The following is a 15,412-nucleotide window of genomic DNA, read 5'->3' as shown; positions in this document are numbered from 1 at the left end:
AGGTGGCTAAATATGCCCCGACTTTAGTCGGAGCGGTTTCATCGTGTCGCACGCCAGCTCAGGGCCGGCACAACAGTTGATGTACCTGATCTCCTTTGGCCAGCGCTTCTGCAGGCGAAGCCATCGGCCGCCCTTCCTCATCCAGCTTGACCACCTCACGCTGGTCACAGTTGAGCAGATAACCCTGTGGGCGTGCCTGAGTCACATGGTGTTTTTCGAACCGATACAGCACAAACCTGACCACCTGATCACCCGTTTCGAGAGTGCGGCTGTCGGCGTTTTTAACATCCAGTGCGGTAAAGGCGGTTTCCAGCGGAACCAGATAGGTCCACGGGCGCCACACCATACTGTCCGTTTCGGTTTCGATCACGACTGTACCTTCAGGCAGCCTGGACTTGATCAGATCCAGTGCGCTGTATTCAATATAGATCTGGTAGGCCAGCATACCGGCACCTGCAAACGCAGGAATGATCCACTTGGGGAGTTTCTTTCGGCTCAGCATACGCAGGATGAGCGCCACCCCAGCGGCACCGAGACCCGCAAACGCTGTTGCAACCAGATTCCAGATCATACTTCTCACTTCCTGAAAAAAGTCGGGCTTCCAGTTGGAAGCCCGATTTGGATCAACCCTTGTCAGACATCAGCTGTCTGTACTCAGGCAGTATTATGCTCAGTGGTCGACTGCAGCGCCAGCACCTTTCGGGTAACGCACGCTTTCTACCAGTTCCTGAATCTCAACCGGCGGCTCTTCAGTCATGTAAGACACAGCGAAGGCAACCGCGAAGTTGATCATCGCACCCACTGCACCGAAGGACAGCGGAGAGATGCCCAGAATCCAGTTATCCGGAGTGTTGGCCAGAGTATTGGTTTCCGGGATGAAGAACCAGCCCAGGAAGGTGAAGATGTATACCAGAGTGCTCAGCAGACCTGCCAGCATGCCGGCAACCGCACCCTTGTTGTTCACCCGCTTGGAGAAGATACCCATCATCAGCGCCGGGAAGATGGACGCAGCCGCGATACCGAACGCCAGTGCCACCGTCTGTGCCGCAAACCCTGGCGGGTTCAGACCCAGATAGGTTGCCACCAGAATCGCCACAGCCATGGAGATTCGGGCCGCCATCAACTCACCCTTATCGGTGATGCTCGGATTGATCATGGTTTTGATCAGGTCGTGCGATACGGCAGAGGAGATCGCCAGCAGCAGACCTGCTGCAGTCGACAGCGCCGCTGCAATACCACCGGCCGCAATCAGACCGATAACCCAACCCGGCAGCTGTGCAATTTCAGGGTTTGCCAGTACCAGGATGTCATTGTTTACGGTCAGCTCGTTACCGCTCCAACCACGTGCCTGCTCAACGGGTGCAAAGTCATCGCCCGCTTTGGCATTGTAGAACTGGATGCGACCGTCACTGTTCTTGTCTTCAAACTTGATCAGACCGGTTTCTTCCCAGGTTTTCACCCAGTCAGGACGCTCGGCGTACTCGATGGCCGGTTCAGTCGGACCATTCGGGTAAACGGTGTTGATCAGGTTCAGACGCGCCATGGAAGCAACCGCCGGAGCTGTCAGGTACAGCAGCGCGATGAAGATCAGCGCCCAGCCGGCAGACCAGCGCGCATCAGCCACCTTCGGTACAGTGAAGAAGCGGATGATAACGTGCGGCAGACCTGCAGTACCGATCATCAGGGACAGCGTGAACAGCACCATGTTCAGCTTGTTGTCCACATCAGCGGTGTAATCACGGAAGCCCAGCTCACGAACCACTTCGTCCAGCTTGGTCAGCAGTGGCAGACCGGATTCAGTGTGATCACCGAACATGCCGAACATCGGGATCGGGTTACCGGTCAGCTGCAGCGAGATAAACACAGCCGGAATGGTGTAAGCGATGATCAGCACCACGTACTGAGCCACCTGGGTATAGGTGATACCCTTCATGCCACCGAATACGGCGTAGAAGAATACAACCGCCGCCGCAATCCAGATACCGGCAGTGCTGCTCACTTCCAGGAAGCGGGAGAAAGCAACACCGGCACCGGTCATCTGACCGATTACGTAGGTAACAGACGCCACGATCAGGCAGATTACCGCCACCAGACGTGCACCACGGCTGTAGAAGCGGTCGCCGATGAAGTCAGGTACGGTGAACTTGCCGAATTTGCGCAGGTACGGCGCCAGCAGCATCGCCAGCAGTACATAACCGCCCGTCCAACCCATCAGGAAGGAGGAGTTGACGTAACCAGCAGACAGCAGACCTGCCATGGAGATGAAGGATGCAGCTGACATCCAGTCCGCAGCGGTCGCCATACCGTTGGCAACCGGGTGTACACCCCCGCCTGCAACGTAGAATTCCTTGGTGGAACCGGCACGCGCCCAGATGGCGATACCGAAGTAGAGCGCGAAGGACGCACCTACGAAAATCAAGTTGATTGCAAACTGACTCATACCGGCTTACTCCTCCAGACCCATCTCTTTATCAAGCTTGTTCATTCTCCAGGCGTAGTGGAAGATGATGCCGATAAAGGTAAGGATAGAGCCCTGCTGGGCGAACCAGAAGCCGAGGTCAGCACCACCGACCGGAATGCCGGACAGCATGCCGCGGAACAGGATGCCGCAGCCGTAGGACACAAATGCCCACACGACCAGACTTCCCAGGATCAGACGAAGGTTCGTCGACCAGTATTGAGCAGCTTGGGATTTATCATCTGCCATGGTTGTTTCTCCGTTTTCTTGTTATTGGAGCCGAGATTAATTCCAGACTGATCTTGCAGAAAGAACGCTCGGAATAAAAGCCCCGACTTTAGTAGAACACTGCCTTGCCAGCAGCACACGATCAAAAATAACACCAAAGAATCAGTATGTTACAAAAAAATTCAGAAAACATGATCCGTGGCATGTAATACAATGGTCACAGGCTCTTGGCCTGCTCCGGCGTCTGCAACGGTGCCGGCGCCACACTTAGGCGCTACACTAGCGGCCTGATCCACTTGCAAGCGAGATTCAACATGCTATCCGGCTGGACCATCATCCTGATTTCACTGGCCTATCTGGGCCTGCTGTTTGCCATCGCCTATTTTGGTGACAAGAGCAGTGCCGGCAAGCAGTGGGCCAGCAACCCGGTCATCTACTCGCTGTCACTGGCCGTGTACTGCTCAAGTTGGACCTTCTACGGCGCGGTCGGTCGCGCCGTTTCCACCGGCTGGGAGTTCATGGCCACTTATCTGGGTCCGATTCTCGTCTTTCTGCTGGCCATTCGGGTCATCGAAAAAATATTCACCGTCAGCAAACAGCAGAACATCACCACCATCGCCGACTTCATCTCTTCACGCTACGGCAAAAGCCAGAGCCTGGCGGTACTGGTTACGCTGATCGCGGTTATGGGTACCATCCCCTATATCGCACTGCAGCTCAAGGCAGTCGCGATCAGCTATAACGCACTGGCACCCGGTGCCACTGAAGCAATGAGCAAGGGCAGTGATACCGCTCTGTTCGTGGCCCTTTTGATGGCCGTCTTTGCCATCCTGTTCGGCACCCGTCATATCGACGCCACCGAACACCATGAAGGGCTTGTCCTGGCTGTGGCCTTCGAGTCGCTGGTCAAGCTCACGGCTTTTGTGGCGGTGGGGCTGTTCGTGATTTTTGGCATTTTTGACGGCTTCCAGGATCTCGCCTGGCAAGTCCAGACACAGCTTCGGGACAATCAAAACTTCAACAACCCGCTGACGACGGGGTTCCTGACGGAAGTGGTACTGGCCTGTGCGGCGGCGATCTGTCTGCCGCGTCAATTTCATGTCAGCATTGTGGAAAACACCCGTCGCCGCAATTTGTACACCGCTCGCTGGCTGTTCCCACTTTATCTTCTGATTCTCGGTCTGTTTGTGCTGCCCATTGCAACCGGCGGGATGATTTTCTTCGATGGCAGCGGCGTCGATGCCGACACCTATGTGCTGATGCTCCCGCTGGCTGAAGGTTCGGGCTACCTGGCCACATTTGCCTTTATTGGTGGACTCTCGGCCGCCACCAGTATGGTCATCGTCGCCAGCATCACCCTTGCCACCATGGTGTGCAACGATATCGTGATGCCGCTGCTGTTCCGCATCTCCTGGCTGCGCCTGTCTCAGTCCCATGACCTGGGTGCGCTGCTGCTGCGCGTACGGCGCATCACCATTATCTGCCTGCTGCTGATGGGCTACTTCTATTACCGCATTCTGGGTGAACAGGGCCCGCTGGCTTCCTTCGGCCTGCTGGCTTTCGTCGCGGCCATCCAGTTCCTCCCGGCCATCATCGGCGGCATCTACTGGCGCGAAGGCAACCGTTATGGCGTGCTGGCAGGGCTCAGCGCCGGTTTTCTGCTCTGGGTGTACACACTGGTTCTGCCCACGCTCAACTCCGCTCGCCTGATTCCGGTTGACTGGCTGCCGCAAATAAGCGGCGGCAACGGACTGCTCAACCCAACCGCCCTGTTTGGGCTGGGCGGGCTTGATCCTCTCACACACGGCGTCATCTGGAGCCTCGGGGTCAACCTTCTGCTGTTCGTGCTGATTTCACGCTTCACCAGCATTCGGCTGGTGGACCGGATTCAGGCCAGCGCTTTTGTGAACACCTCTGCCAAGGGCATTGCCGACCCCTCTCGGCATTTTGGTCAGGTCACCGTCGGTGATCTGCAGATGCTGAGTGAGCGTTTTCTGGGCATGAGCCGTACTCGACAGGCGTTCAGCAGCTTTGGCCAAAACCGTGGGGAAGGCCCTCCGATGGCGGCCGAAAAGGCCAGCCCTGAGTTGATCCAGCACGCCGAACGCCTGCTGTCCGGTGCCATCGGCGCTTCATCAGCCCGTATCGTGATGGACTCCACCCTGCGTGGTCGCGAGATGGAGATCGGCGATGTGGTCACCATCGTGGATGAAGCCTCTCAGGCACTGAGATTCAACCGCTCGCTGCTGCAGTCCACCATCGAAAACATCAGCCTCGGCATCAGCGTAGTGGACCAGCAGATGCGACTGGTGGCCTGGAACCGCCCCTACGTGGAGATGTTCAGCTATCCGGAAGGGCTGATCTGTGTTGGCCGTCCGATTGAAGAGGTGTTCCGTTACAACGCCATCAAGGGTGAATACGGACTGGGGGACGTAGAGCATCAGGTCAGAATGCGACTGGACTCGATCCGCTCCGGCGCCCCCCATAGCTACGAGCGCTATCGCCCGGACGGTACGGTGCTGGAAGTGCGTGGCAACCCGATGCCAAACGGCGGCTATGTGAACACCTACATGGATATCACCGAGCACAAGCGCATTGAGGAAGCACTGCGCGAGAGCGAACAGAACATCCGCATCTACACCGATAATGTGCCGGTGCTCATCGCGTACCTCGACCCAGAATGCCGCTTCCTGTTTATCAACAAGGCCTATGCCGATGCCTTTGGCCTCGACCGGCACAACATTGCCGGCGTGCATTGCCTGCAGGCACTGCCGGAAGAAGAGTATCTCAATCGGCGTCATTATATTGACGCTGCCCTGCGTGGCGAGCGTCAGCGCTTTGAAACCCGCCTGCCCACACAGGGCGACAGCATCCGCTTTGCCGAAGTGACCTATATCCCCCATATCGGCGAGTACGGCGATGTACTGGGTTACTTCACCCTGTATCAGGACATCACGGAGCGGCGCAAGGCGGAGCAGGCGCTGCAGGAAACCAACGAAAACCTGGAGCAGCGCGTGCGCGAGCGTACCCATGCACTGTCAGTGGTTAACAAGGAGTTACGCAAGGAAAACACCATTCGCGCCCTGATGGAGGATGAACTGCGACAGGCGAAGTCCGATGCCGAAGCCGCCAACCTGGGCAAGACCCGTTTCCTTGCCGCGGCCAGCCACGACCTGCTGCAGCCGCTCAATGCCGCGCGTCTGTTCAGTTCGGCCCTTGCGCAGCAGAGCCACAGCCGAGAAACCAGTCAGCTGGTGGAGAATCTTGACGGCTCCCTCAAGGCAGCAGAAGAGCTGATCACCGCCATTCTGGATATTTCCAAGCTTGATGCCGGTGCACTGGAACCGACACTGACCCACTTCTCACTGGAGTACCTGTTCCAGACTCTGAATACCGAGTTCAGCGTGCTGGCACAGGAGAAGGGGCTGGCGTTCCACAGCGTCAATTGCCATCAGGTAGTGTATTCCGACCAGACTCTGCTGCGCCGCATCATGCAGAACTTTCTGTCCAACGCCATGCGCTACACCGCCAGCGGCAAGGTGCTGATGGGGGCACGGCGCGTGGGCCAGCAGCTGCGACTGGAGGTCTGGGATACCGGTGTCGGCATTCCCGAAAGCAAGTTGCGCGAAGTGTTTGAAGAGTTCAAGCGGATCGACAACCCCAAGCACAGTCAGGTCAAGGGGCTGGGGCTGGGGCTGGCGATCACCGATCGTATTGCCCGCATGCTGGGTCACCAGCTCAAGGTTCGCTCATGGCCAGGGCAGGGTACGGTTTTCAGCATCACACTGCCGCTGGGCGACCCGGCACAGGCGCAGAAACCCAAACCGGAACAGCGTGGCTGGATTCGCAGCAAGGGACTGAACGGCATTAAGGTACTGGTGATCGATAACGAACCCAAGATTCTGGAAGGGATGAGTGCACTCTTGCAGGGCTGGTCCTGCGAGGTTGTGACCGCCCTGTCCGGTGATGAAGCCGTTGCCGTCACACTGGAGCGCAACTGGGTGCCGGATATCGTACTGGCGGACTATCACCTGGGCGAGACCGAGACTGGTATCATGGCCTTGCGTCAGCTGGCATCACTTGAAGGTCAGACAGTGGGGGCCGAGTACTTCTCGCCCGCCATCGTGATCACGGCGGATCGTACCGATGAGGTCAAGGATGAAATCAATGCGGCCCAGGCACAGTTGCTGACCAAGCCGATCAAGCCCGCGGCACTGCGGGCGATGATCAACAAGATCATTGCCAACTTAAGGGCGGAAAAGGAGTAAAAAAGAGGGGCTGCCCGGGCGGTGTTGCGACCCGGGCGGGGATTGGATCAGACTTCGGTTTTGGGCGGCTCGACACCCAGACGCTGGGCCGCAATCACCGCCTGAGTGCGGCTGTGGACACCAAGCTTGCGCAGAATGGCGGTTACGTGGGCCTTGATGGTCGCTTCGGACACGCTCAGCTCGTAGGCGATCTGCTTGTTCAGCAGCCCTTCGGTCAACATGGTCAGGACGCGGAACTGCTGTGGTGTCAGGGAGGCCAGCGCGGCGGCAAACTGCTGGTCCTCTTCACTGACATCCCCCATATTCTCGGTCAGCTCCTGCGGCAGCCACTCTTCACCTTCCAGTACGGCGGTAATCGCTTCGGAGATGGTTTCCAGCGGAGCAGACTTGGGGATAAAACCGGATGCACCGTAATCGATGGCACGCTTCATCACATGCGGCTGCTCACTGCCGGACACCACCACCACCGGCACACCCGGATGCTGCCCACGCAGGAAGACCAATCCGGAAAAGCCATGCGTACCCGGCATGTGGATATCCAGCAACACCAGATCAGCATCGCCGTGTTGTTCGACCTTTTCCTGCACCGCCGCCAGACTGTCGGCCTCGACAATCTCGACACCGGGCACCGCCTGGGTCACCGCTTGTCGCAGCGCAGCGCGAAACAGAGGATGGTCGTCAGCAATAATGATCTTTTGTGCCAGTTGCATGCATCATCTCCCTCGTTCTTCGGCATGATGGAAGGATAGCCGAAGTTATCGAACTTGTGCCTGTCAAACAGGGTGTCGGTGGTCGGGCGCAATAATACCACCTCTTTGTCGACAACGCCGCACCACGAGCCCAGATTGTCGCCAATCCCCAAACAAAAACGCCCGCCGGGTGAGCGGCGGGCGTTTCATTGGTCATTGACCTGTCGGGCGTTGATCAGCCCTTGCGGTTCATGCGATGCTCAATCAGATCATCCACCACGGTCGGGTCGGCCAGCGTGGAGGTGTCACCCAGCGCACCGAAATCGTCCTCGGCGATCTTGCGCAGAATACGGCGCATGATTTTGCCTGAACGGGTCTTCGGCATGCCCGGCGCGAACTGGATCAGGTCCGGCGACGCGATCGGGCCGATCTCGGAGCGAACCCAGTTGCGCAGTTCTTTCATCAGCTCGTCACTGGCATCGAAGCCGCTCTGCAGGGTGACATATACATAGATGCCCTGACCTTTCAGATCATGCGGGTAGCCGACAACAGCGGCCTCGGCAACAGCCGGGTGCGCCACCAATGCGGACTCCACTTCGGCGGTGCCCATGCGGTGACCGGATACGTTGATTACGTCATCCACACGACCGGTGATCCAATAGTAGCCGTCTTCATCACGACGGGCACCGTCACCGGTGGTATACACGCCCTTGAAGGTGCTGAAGTAGGTCTGGATGAAGCGCTCGTGATCACCCCAGATGGAGCGACTCTGGCCCGGCCAGGAATCCTTGATCACCAGGTTGCCTTCACCGGCACCTTCGATCTCCTTGCCTTCTGCATCCAGCAGCGCCGGCTGTACGCCGAAGAACGGACGCGTGGCTGAGCCCGGCTTGGTGGCCGTTGCACCCGGCAGCGGCACGATCATGATGCCGCCGGTTTCAGTCTGCCACCAGGTATCCACGATTGGGCACTTGCCCTTGCCGAAGATGCGGTGGTACCAGGTCCAGGCTTCAGGGTTGATCGGCTCGCCCACGGAACCCAGCAGCTTGAGGCTGGACAGGTCGGAGTCACCCAGCACATCTTCACCCTGCTGCATCAGTGCACGGATGGCGGTCGGGGCGGTGTAGAACTGATTGACCTTGTGCTTCTCGATCACGCGGCCGAAACGGCTGTTGTCCGGATAGCTCGGCACGCCTTCAAACATCAGTGTCGTGGCGCCGTTGGCCAGCGGGCCGTAAACGATGTAGCTGTGACCGGTCACCCAGCCCACGTCAGCGGTACACCAGTACACATCACCTTCATGGTAATCGAATACGTACTGATGGGTCATGGAGGCGTATACCATGTAACCACCGGTAGTGTGTTCCAGCCCCTTGGGTGCGCCGGTAGAACCGGAGGTGTACAGAATGAACAGCGGTGCTTCGGCGTTCATCGGCTCGGCCGGGCAGTCGTCGGACTGTTCAGCAACGGCGCCTTCGTACCAGACATCGCGGCTGTCGTTCCAGGCCACATCCTTATCGACACGCTTGACCACAAATACAGTCTCGATCAGGTTGCCGGCTTCATGATGATCCAGCGCCTTGTCCACGTTCTCTTTCAGCGGTACAACCTTGCCACCGCGCAGCGAGTAGTTGGAGGTGATCACCACCTTCGACTTCGCGCCTTCGATACGGGCTGCCAGTGCTTCCGGCGAGAAGCCACCAAATACGATGGAGTGCACCGCACCCACGCGGGCACAGGCCAGCATGGCAACAGCGGCTTCCGGGATCATCGGCATGTAGAGGGTGACCACATCGCCCTTCTTAACGCCCTTGGCTTTCAGCGCGTTGGCAAAGCGACACACGCGTGCGTGCAGGTCACGGTAGGTAATTTTTTCGTCTTCGCTCGGGTCGTCGCCTTCCCAGATGATCGCGACCTGATCGCCACGGGTTTCCAGGTGGCGGTCAAGGCAGTTGTAGGAGGCGTTCAGTTCGCCGTCTTCGTACCATTTGATATCGACAGTGTGCGGATCAAACGTGGTGTTCTTGACCTTGGTGTACGGCTTGAACCAGTCCAGGCGCTTGCCCTGCTCGCCCCAGAAGGCTTCCGGGTCGTTGATCGACTGTTCATACATCGCCTGATATTTGTCGTCATCGGCATGTGCCTTGGCAGCAAAAGCCGGATCGACCGGATATACGTTCTGTTCACTCATCGTGATGCCCTTAGCTTGCGTTTTGTTTTTATAACGTGGAACGCCGCACTTATTTATAGTCGCTATTGTCGGCGCGATCGAGTTGATTAATGAGAGGTTATACCGAAGCCACTCGGGTCCCCTGAATTAGACATTGGTCTACTCGGATACCGACAAAAGTCATATACTGCAGAGTAAGCGTGCACTTACTTACCTGACAACAATGACTCCAGATCAATTCCCTCTTCCCGCATTCGCGCCAGCTTGTATCGGAGCGTGCGTGGACTGATGCCCAATTTTTCAGCAGCATCCTTGCGACTGCCGGAAGTGGCACGCAGGGCTTCAACGATCAATTGATACTCATGCTGCTTCAGATCCTTGCCCAGCAGTCCTTCGGCCAGATCCATTTCAGGCTCGTCAGTCTCCGCTGTCAGGCTGTCTGGCGGGGCCGGCTGTGCTGCCCCCGTACGCAGCGGTATGGCGGCACTGCCCAGATGCAGATCAGCGGCCGTAATCCGGTTGCCGGCCTGAAGAATCAGCGCACGCTGGATCACATTATCCAGCTCACGCACATTGCCCGGCCAGTGATGCTCACACAGGCTGCTGGTGGCGGCGGCGTCCAGCGCTGCCAGGTTGCGGCCCATCTTGCGGCAGTGATGTTTGAGCAGGCGCTCGGCCAGCGGGCGGATATCTTCCGGGCGCTCGCGCAGCGGCTGCCACTGCAGCGGGAACACGTTCAGGCGGTAGTAGAGATCTTCACGGAACTTGCCCTCCGCCACGGTCTGCTCCAGCTGGCGGTTACTGGTGGCCAGCAGACGCACATCCAGCGGGATCACCTTGCGTCCACCAATACGCTCCACCTCCTGCTCCTGCAACACCCGCAACAGCTTGGCCTGCAGCCCCAGATCCATCTCGCTGATCTCATCCAGCAGCAGCGTACCGCCGTTGGCCTGTTCGAACTTGCCGGGCTGGCTGCTGATGGCGCCGGTGAAGGCGCCCTTTTCATGGCCGAACAGGGTCGCTTCCAGCATACTTTCGGGAATGGCGGCACAGTTGATGGCGATGAACGGCTTGTCGGCACGGGGCGAGTGATTGTGGATATATCGTGCCAGCACCTCCTTGCCGGTACCGGACTCGCCGGTGATCAGTACGGTTGAATCGGTGGCGGCCACCCGCTGAGCCAGCTGCAGCAGCTGACGGCTACCCGGCGCCTCGGCCACAGGCTCGTCGTGCTGCGCCGTCAGCAAACCCTGCGCATGGGTGCGGATCAGGTCGATCAGCTGTTGCGGCTCAAAGGGCTTCATCAGGTAGTCAGCGGCACCGTTGCGGATCGCGTCCACCGCCCGCTCCACCTGTCCATAGGCAGTGATCAGGGCCACCGGCAACGAAGGGTTCTGCTGCTTCAGATGGGCCAGCAGCTGATGGCCGTCCATCCCCGGCATGTTCACATCGGAGATCACCATATCCACGCTATCCCGCTTCAGCAGCGCCAGCGCGTCCTCGCCACTGCCGGCTTCCAGATAGCGGATATCCGCCAGTGCCAGCGTATCGGTGATCGCCTCGCGCAGGTCAATGTCATCCTCAACAATCAAGACTTTTACGCTCATGCCGACTCCTGTGCGGTGGGATTGATCAGAGGCAGACGGAAGCTCGCACGGGTGCCCACACCCGGTGTCGAGACCAGAACAAACTCGCCATGATGCGCTCTTGCCATCACCTGAGCGATGGCAAGGCCAAGCCCCGTGCCATGTGATTTGGTAGTGTAGAAGGGTTCCTGCGCCCGCTTCAGTGTAGCGGCATCCATACCCGGGCCATCATCGATCACTTCAAGCAGCAGTCTGTCCCCCTCTTGGGCCAGACGAAGCGTGAGCTCAGTGCCCTCTTCGCAGGCCTGCAGGGCATTGTTGACCAGATTGAGCACCGCCCCAAGCAGGGCTTCGAGATTGCACTGGATCACCGCATCAGGCGCTTCGTTGATACAGTCACAGTCTGCATCGTGCTGGCTCAGAGGTTGATCCAGCAGATCTTCCAGCCGTGCCATCAGGGTACGGCCATCAACACGGTCTTCCAATCGGGTTTCACCGCGGGCGAAGATCAACATGTCACGCACCTGCTGTTCAAGGTGGGTCAGGCGCGATTTGACCTTGCCGGCGAAACGGATACGCTTGTCGTCATCCAGCTGCGGAGCCATCAGATGGCTGGCGTAGAGCAGTGCCGCCGACAGCGGTGTGCGCACCTGATGCGCCAGCGAGGCCATCATCCGCCCCATTTCCGACAGCCGCTGGTAATGGTGCAGCTGCTCCTGCAGCGTACGTGTGTGGGTCTGGTCGGTGATGAATACCAGCTGTCCCGGCTCGCCATCCAATGCCTGTGTCGACAGGCTGACGCGGCGGCCGTTTTTCAGCGACACCTCATGGCCATCGTCCGGCCTTGGTGCAAAACACTGGTTGATCACCTCCAGCCAGGTCTTGTCGGCCAGCTCGATCCCCAGCAACGATACCGCCGCCGGGTTGAATTCGGTCACACGGCCGGTCTGGCCGATTACCAGCACCCCGCCGGGCATACGGTCAATCAGGCGGCGCAGGCGCTCAAGGGCCGTCCGGTCGGTCTGCAGGGCAGCCACCTGACTTTCAAGTTCAGTGATCCGTTGTTGCAGCTGTTGGTGTTCAGTCACTGGCGTTCAATCCCGTATTTGCGCATCTTTTCCACCAGCGTGGTGCGCCGAATCTGCAGCAGGCGTGCCGCTTTCGATACCACCTGATCGGTCGCATCAAGTGCCTGATGGATCAAGCGTTGCTCATGGGATTCCAGCCAGGCCTTGAGATCAAGGCCCTCAACCGGCAGGGTGTCAGCTTCAACCGGTACGGTGGGGCCGTTCGCAATGGCCTCCGGGAATGGCTCCGGCTGTACATAGCGGGCCGGGTCCGGCTCTTCAATATGACGAAATTTGGGCGGCAGCTCCGATACCCCGATCACGCCACCGGGGTGAATGATGCTGAGCCGCTCAACCAGATTGGCCAGCTCACGCACGTTGCCCGGCCAGGGGTGCAGGCGCAGGGATTCCAGCGCGGCCGGGTGAAACTGCAAACGGCCGGAGCCGGTCTCATCCAGCTGCTGGCTCAGGTTATTGATCAGCAGCGGCAGGTCTTCCAGCCGGTCCCGCAGTGCCGGCATCTCGATGGGGAATACATTGAGGCGGTAATAGAGATCTTCACGGAACTGACCATCCTGAATCATCAGCTCCAGGTTCTTGTGGGTCGCGGTAACAATGCGCACATCCACTTCCAGGGTCTTGCTGCCGCCCACGCGCTCAAACTGCCGTTCCTGCAGCACTCGCAGCAGTTTGACCTGCATCGGCAGCGGCATATCGCCGATTTCGTCCAAAAACAGGGTGCCGCCGTTGGCCAGCTCGAACCGACCGGGCCGGCTGGAGATGGCGCCGGTGAAGGCCCCTTTCTCATGGCCGAACAGCTCACTTTCAAGCAGCTCTGAGGGGATCGCGCCACAGTTGACCGGCACAAAAGGTCCGTCACGGCGCGGCGAATGCTCATGCAAGCAACGCGCCACCACTTCCTTGCCTGTACCGGACTCGCCGGTGATCAGGACACTGATGTCACGCGGTGCCACCTGCGCAATCAGGTGTCGAATCTCGCGAATGGGCGCACTCTGCCCGACAAAGCCGGGCATATCCGGCAGCGCACGCGGCTCGGTTATGCCACGCTCACGCAGCAGGGCACATTGATGCAGCCAGTCCAGCAGCTGTGGATAACGATAGGGTTGCTCCAGCACGCCAAGAATACCGGACTGCGCAAACGCGGCCTGATCCAGCTCCGGCCAGTCGCAGGTCAGCAGTTTGGGGATTACCGGACCACGGTCCAGCTCGGCGACGAGCTTGTTCAGCGCAATCGGCAAACTGCTTTCACCAATCAGCACCACCCCGACCGCATCCAGCGCAAACGCCTTGCTCTGCTGCAGCCAGCTGACGAAGTCAAAAACATGACACTCTAGCTCGATAAACTGTAGACAGGCACGTAAGGTCTCACGCCTGTCGGCGTCATCATCGATTATGAGGGCCTGGAAAGGCAGCTGGTCAGAAACTCCGCTGTTGGTTGTACGCATGGGTGTGTCCGGGCTTGTCAGGATTCTGACAATCTACCGGATGGAGAGAGGATGTCAATGGATTGACAGGCATGATCTGCCTAAGTGGTACGCTGGCGAATCTCAATCGATACCGTACAGGACTAATACTCCGTCAGCCACAGCAGCACTCGGACTTATTATCACAGGCAAAAATCACGATACCTACCCGGTCAATATGGCCCTTCAAACGAGCATTCTTGAGGGTGTCGTAGTGAAGCAAATCCTCCATCCAGCCGAAGTAACGATTTTCCAGCACCGGAAGGTATCGGGTACGGATAGTGTCGATCACCGCTTCAAACTTGGCAAAGTCATAGGTATGGCTCATCAGATTGCGATCACCGATCATATCCAGCCAAGCTTCAGCATCATCGACATAGCCAGACGCGTAGGCCTAGCGCACCACCGCCTTGGGCGAAATCTGATCCAGCATCAGGCCATCGGCCTGCATCCTGTCTTTCAGCACCTTCCACGCCAGCTCAAATGTGTATTCAAAGCGCTGAATAATGCCTTCCTTTTCCAGCTGGCTCAAACCAGCCGGATCAAGCTCCATCGCTTCACGTAACAAACTGAATGCGCGTGAAAAGTTCTGAAAACGCTGTTTCCAGCGCACATCAACGTCGTTGCTCATGCAGCACCTCTTCCGGGCTGTTGGCGGTGAGAATACGCTCTGACCACTCCAGCAGACGCTCCTCATTTATTTATCCGATAATTCAACACTTCTCAAGAGCGAGGCAAACTCATCGTTGAAGTCCCCAGGTTCGGCGTTTAGCTTCAGTTCATTCTTACAAATTTCGCCCAAATAACCTGCTGTCACAAGCAACATCGGGGTAAGCTCAGAGAGCACATTGAAATGTTCGGCAATCAGACTGTAGTCCGTCTCATAATCATGCGCTGCCATATTCCGAGCCATACGCCCTTGTTGCCACAGCTCAACCGATGGCACTACTCCACGCTTCTCAAAGTACACAAGAATTTTCAGAAAGTTATCCGTGTTTTCACTCATCAATAGCGCACTGTGGCGCATGGTTGAAGCAAGAGTATCCTGCAGTTTTGCAAAGCGCTCATTGATGGCAGCCAAGGTTTCGAATAACTCTGCATCCTTGCGCCGGTGCCAAAGAGATTCACCACTCAGTGGCCACTCCAACTTGGAACTTGATTCATACAGAAAATAGGAGCACCGCTGCACAGCCTCCAGTAGCTGTGACAGATATCGTTTTTCATTCTGCAGAAGGTCAACCATTATGCAGCCTCTTTAAGACACATGGAGCTCTTACGCGCTATCAGCTGAAAAGGTGTGTACGCTGTACTCGCCACATGCACCAGCAAGTCAACGGGCAAACCCAGTTGCTTTTCCAGCTCCAGAACCCCCTCTGTCAGGATAGTTGTCGCGTCCTTTGTTAAACTCTCTTATTCACTCAGGGGCGTTTGGAGATCTGTATGCCTCGTTACTCCGATGAGC

The 15,412-nt window shown here is 57.8% G+C and carries 10 protein-coding genes and 1 pseudogene; 1 reads left to right on the top strand and 10 read right to left on the bottom strand.

Features of this window, described 5'->3' with window-relative positions:
* Nucleotides 1-58 precede the first annotated feature (58 nt).
* The 3 genes from ABIE60_RS13780 to ABIE60_RS13770 all read right to left on the bottom strand — a co-directional run bounded on the left by ABIE60_RS13780 (nucleotide 59) and on the right by ABIE60_RS13770 (nucleotide 2,707).
* Nucleotides 59-571, bottom strand: a complete 513-nt coding sequence (locus ABIE60_RS13780; RefSeq protein WP_354470099.1) for a hypothetical protein — start codon at nucleotides 569-571, stop codon at nucleotides 59-61.
* 99 nt (nucleotides 572-670) lie between these two features.
* Nucleotides 671-2,440, bottom strand: a complete 1,770-nt coding sequence (locus ABIE60_RS13775) for a sodium:solute symporter family protein (protein WP_354470098.1) — start codon at nucleotides 2,438-2,440, stop codon at nucleotides 671-673.
* 6 nt (nucleotides 2,441-2,446) lie between these two features.
* Nucleotides 2,447-2,707 carry a DUF4212 domain-containing protein gene (locus tag ABIE60_RS13770; protein WP_354470097.1) on the bottom strand — a complete coding sequence of 87 codons (261 nt, stop codon included), beginning with the start codon at nucleotides 2,705-2,707 and terminating at the stop codon, nucleotides 2,447-2,449.
* Nucleotides 2,708-3,000: 293 nt separating this feature from the next.
* Between ABIE60_RS13770 and ABIE60_RS13765 the strand changes: the two genes are divergently transcribed.
* A complete protein-coding gene (locus tag ABIE60_RS13765) occupies nucleotides 3,001-6,954 on the top strand; it encodes a hybrid sensor histidine kinase/response regulator (protein WP_354470096.1) in 3,954 nt (1,317 codons plus the stop codon).
* Between the two features lie 47 nt (nucleotides 6,955-7,001).
* On the opposite strand, the gene ABIE60_RS13760 is transcribed toward ABIE60_RS13765, so the two are convergent.
* The 7 genes and pseudogenes from ABIE60_RS13760 to ABIE60_RS13730 form a co-directional block, all read right to left on the bottom strand.
* Nucleotides 7,002-7,664 (bottom strand): response regulator, encoded by a 663-nt coding sequence (locus ABIE60_RS13760; RefSeq protein WP_354410501.1) that lies wholly within the window; start codon nucleotides 7,662-7,664, stop codon nucleotides 7,002-7,004.
* A gap of 214 nt (nucleotides 7,665-7,878) precedes the next feature.
* Nucleotides 7,879-9,834 (bottom strand): acetate--CoA ligase, encoded by a 1,956-nt coding sequence (gene acs / locus ABIE60_RS13755; protein WP_354470095.1) that lies wholly within the window; start codon nucleotides 9,832-9,834, stop codon nucleotides 7,879-7,881.
* 185 nt (nucleotides 9,835-10,019) lie between these two features.
* Nucleotides 10,020-11,420, bottom strand: a complete 1,401-nt coding sequence (locus tag ABIE60_RS13750) for a sigma-54-dependent transcriptional regulator (RefSeq protein WP_354470094.1) — start codon at nucleotides 11,418-11,420, stop codon at nucleotides 10,020-10,022.
* The gene (locus tag ABIE60_RS13745) at nucleotides 11,417-12,487 is read right to left on the bottom strand and encodes a sensor histidine kinase (protein ID WP_354470093.1); all 1,071 of its coding nucleotides are present in this window, start codon (nucleotides 12,485-12,487) and stop codon (nucleotides 11,417-11,419) included. The genes ABIE60_RS13750 and ABIE60_RS13745 overlap by 4 nt, the downstream gene beginning before the upstream one ends.
* A complete protein-coding gene (locus tag ABIE60_RS13740; RefSeq protein WP_354470092.1) occupies nucleotides 12,484-13,932 on the bottom strand; it encodes a sigma-54 dependent transcriptional regulator in 1,449 nt (482 codons plus the stop codon). The genes ABIE60_RS13745 and ABIE60_RS13740 overlap by 4 nt, the downstream gene beginning before the upstream one ends.
* Nucleotides 13,933-14,065: 133 nt before the next feature.
* A pseudogene (locus ABIE60_RS13735) lies at nucleotides 14,066-14,581 on the bottom strand (nucleotidyltransferase substrate binding protein).
* 66 nt (nucleotides 14,582-14,647) lie between these two features.
* A complete protein-coding gene (locus ABIE60_RS13730; RefSeq protein ID WP_354470091.1) occupies nucleotides 14,648-15,193 on the bottom strand; it encodes a hypothetical protein in 546 nt (181 codons plus the stop codon).
* Nucleotides 15,194-15,412 lie beyond the last annotated feature (219 nt).

This window comes from Marinobacterium sp. MBR-109, assembly GCF_040547565.1.
Taxonomy (GTDB): Bacteria; Pseudomonadota; Gammaproteobacteria; order Pseudomonadales; family Balneatricaceae; genus Marinobacterium.
The sequence above is the reverse complement of the archived record's forward strand: the minus strand, read 5'-3'. Positions and strand labels throughout refer to the sequence as shown.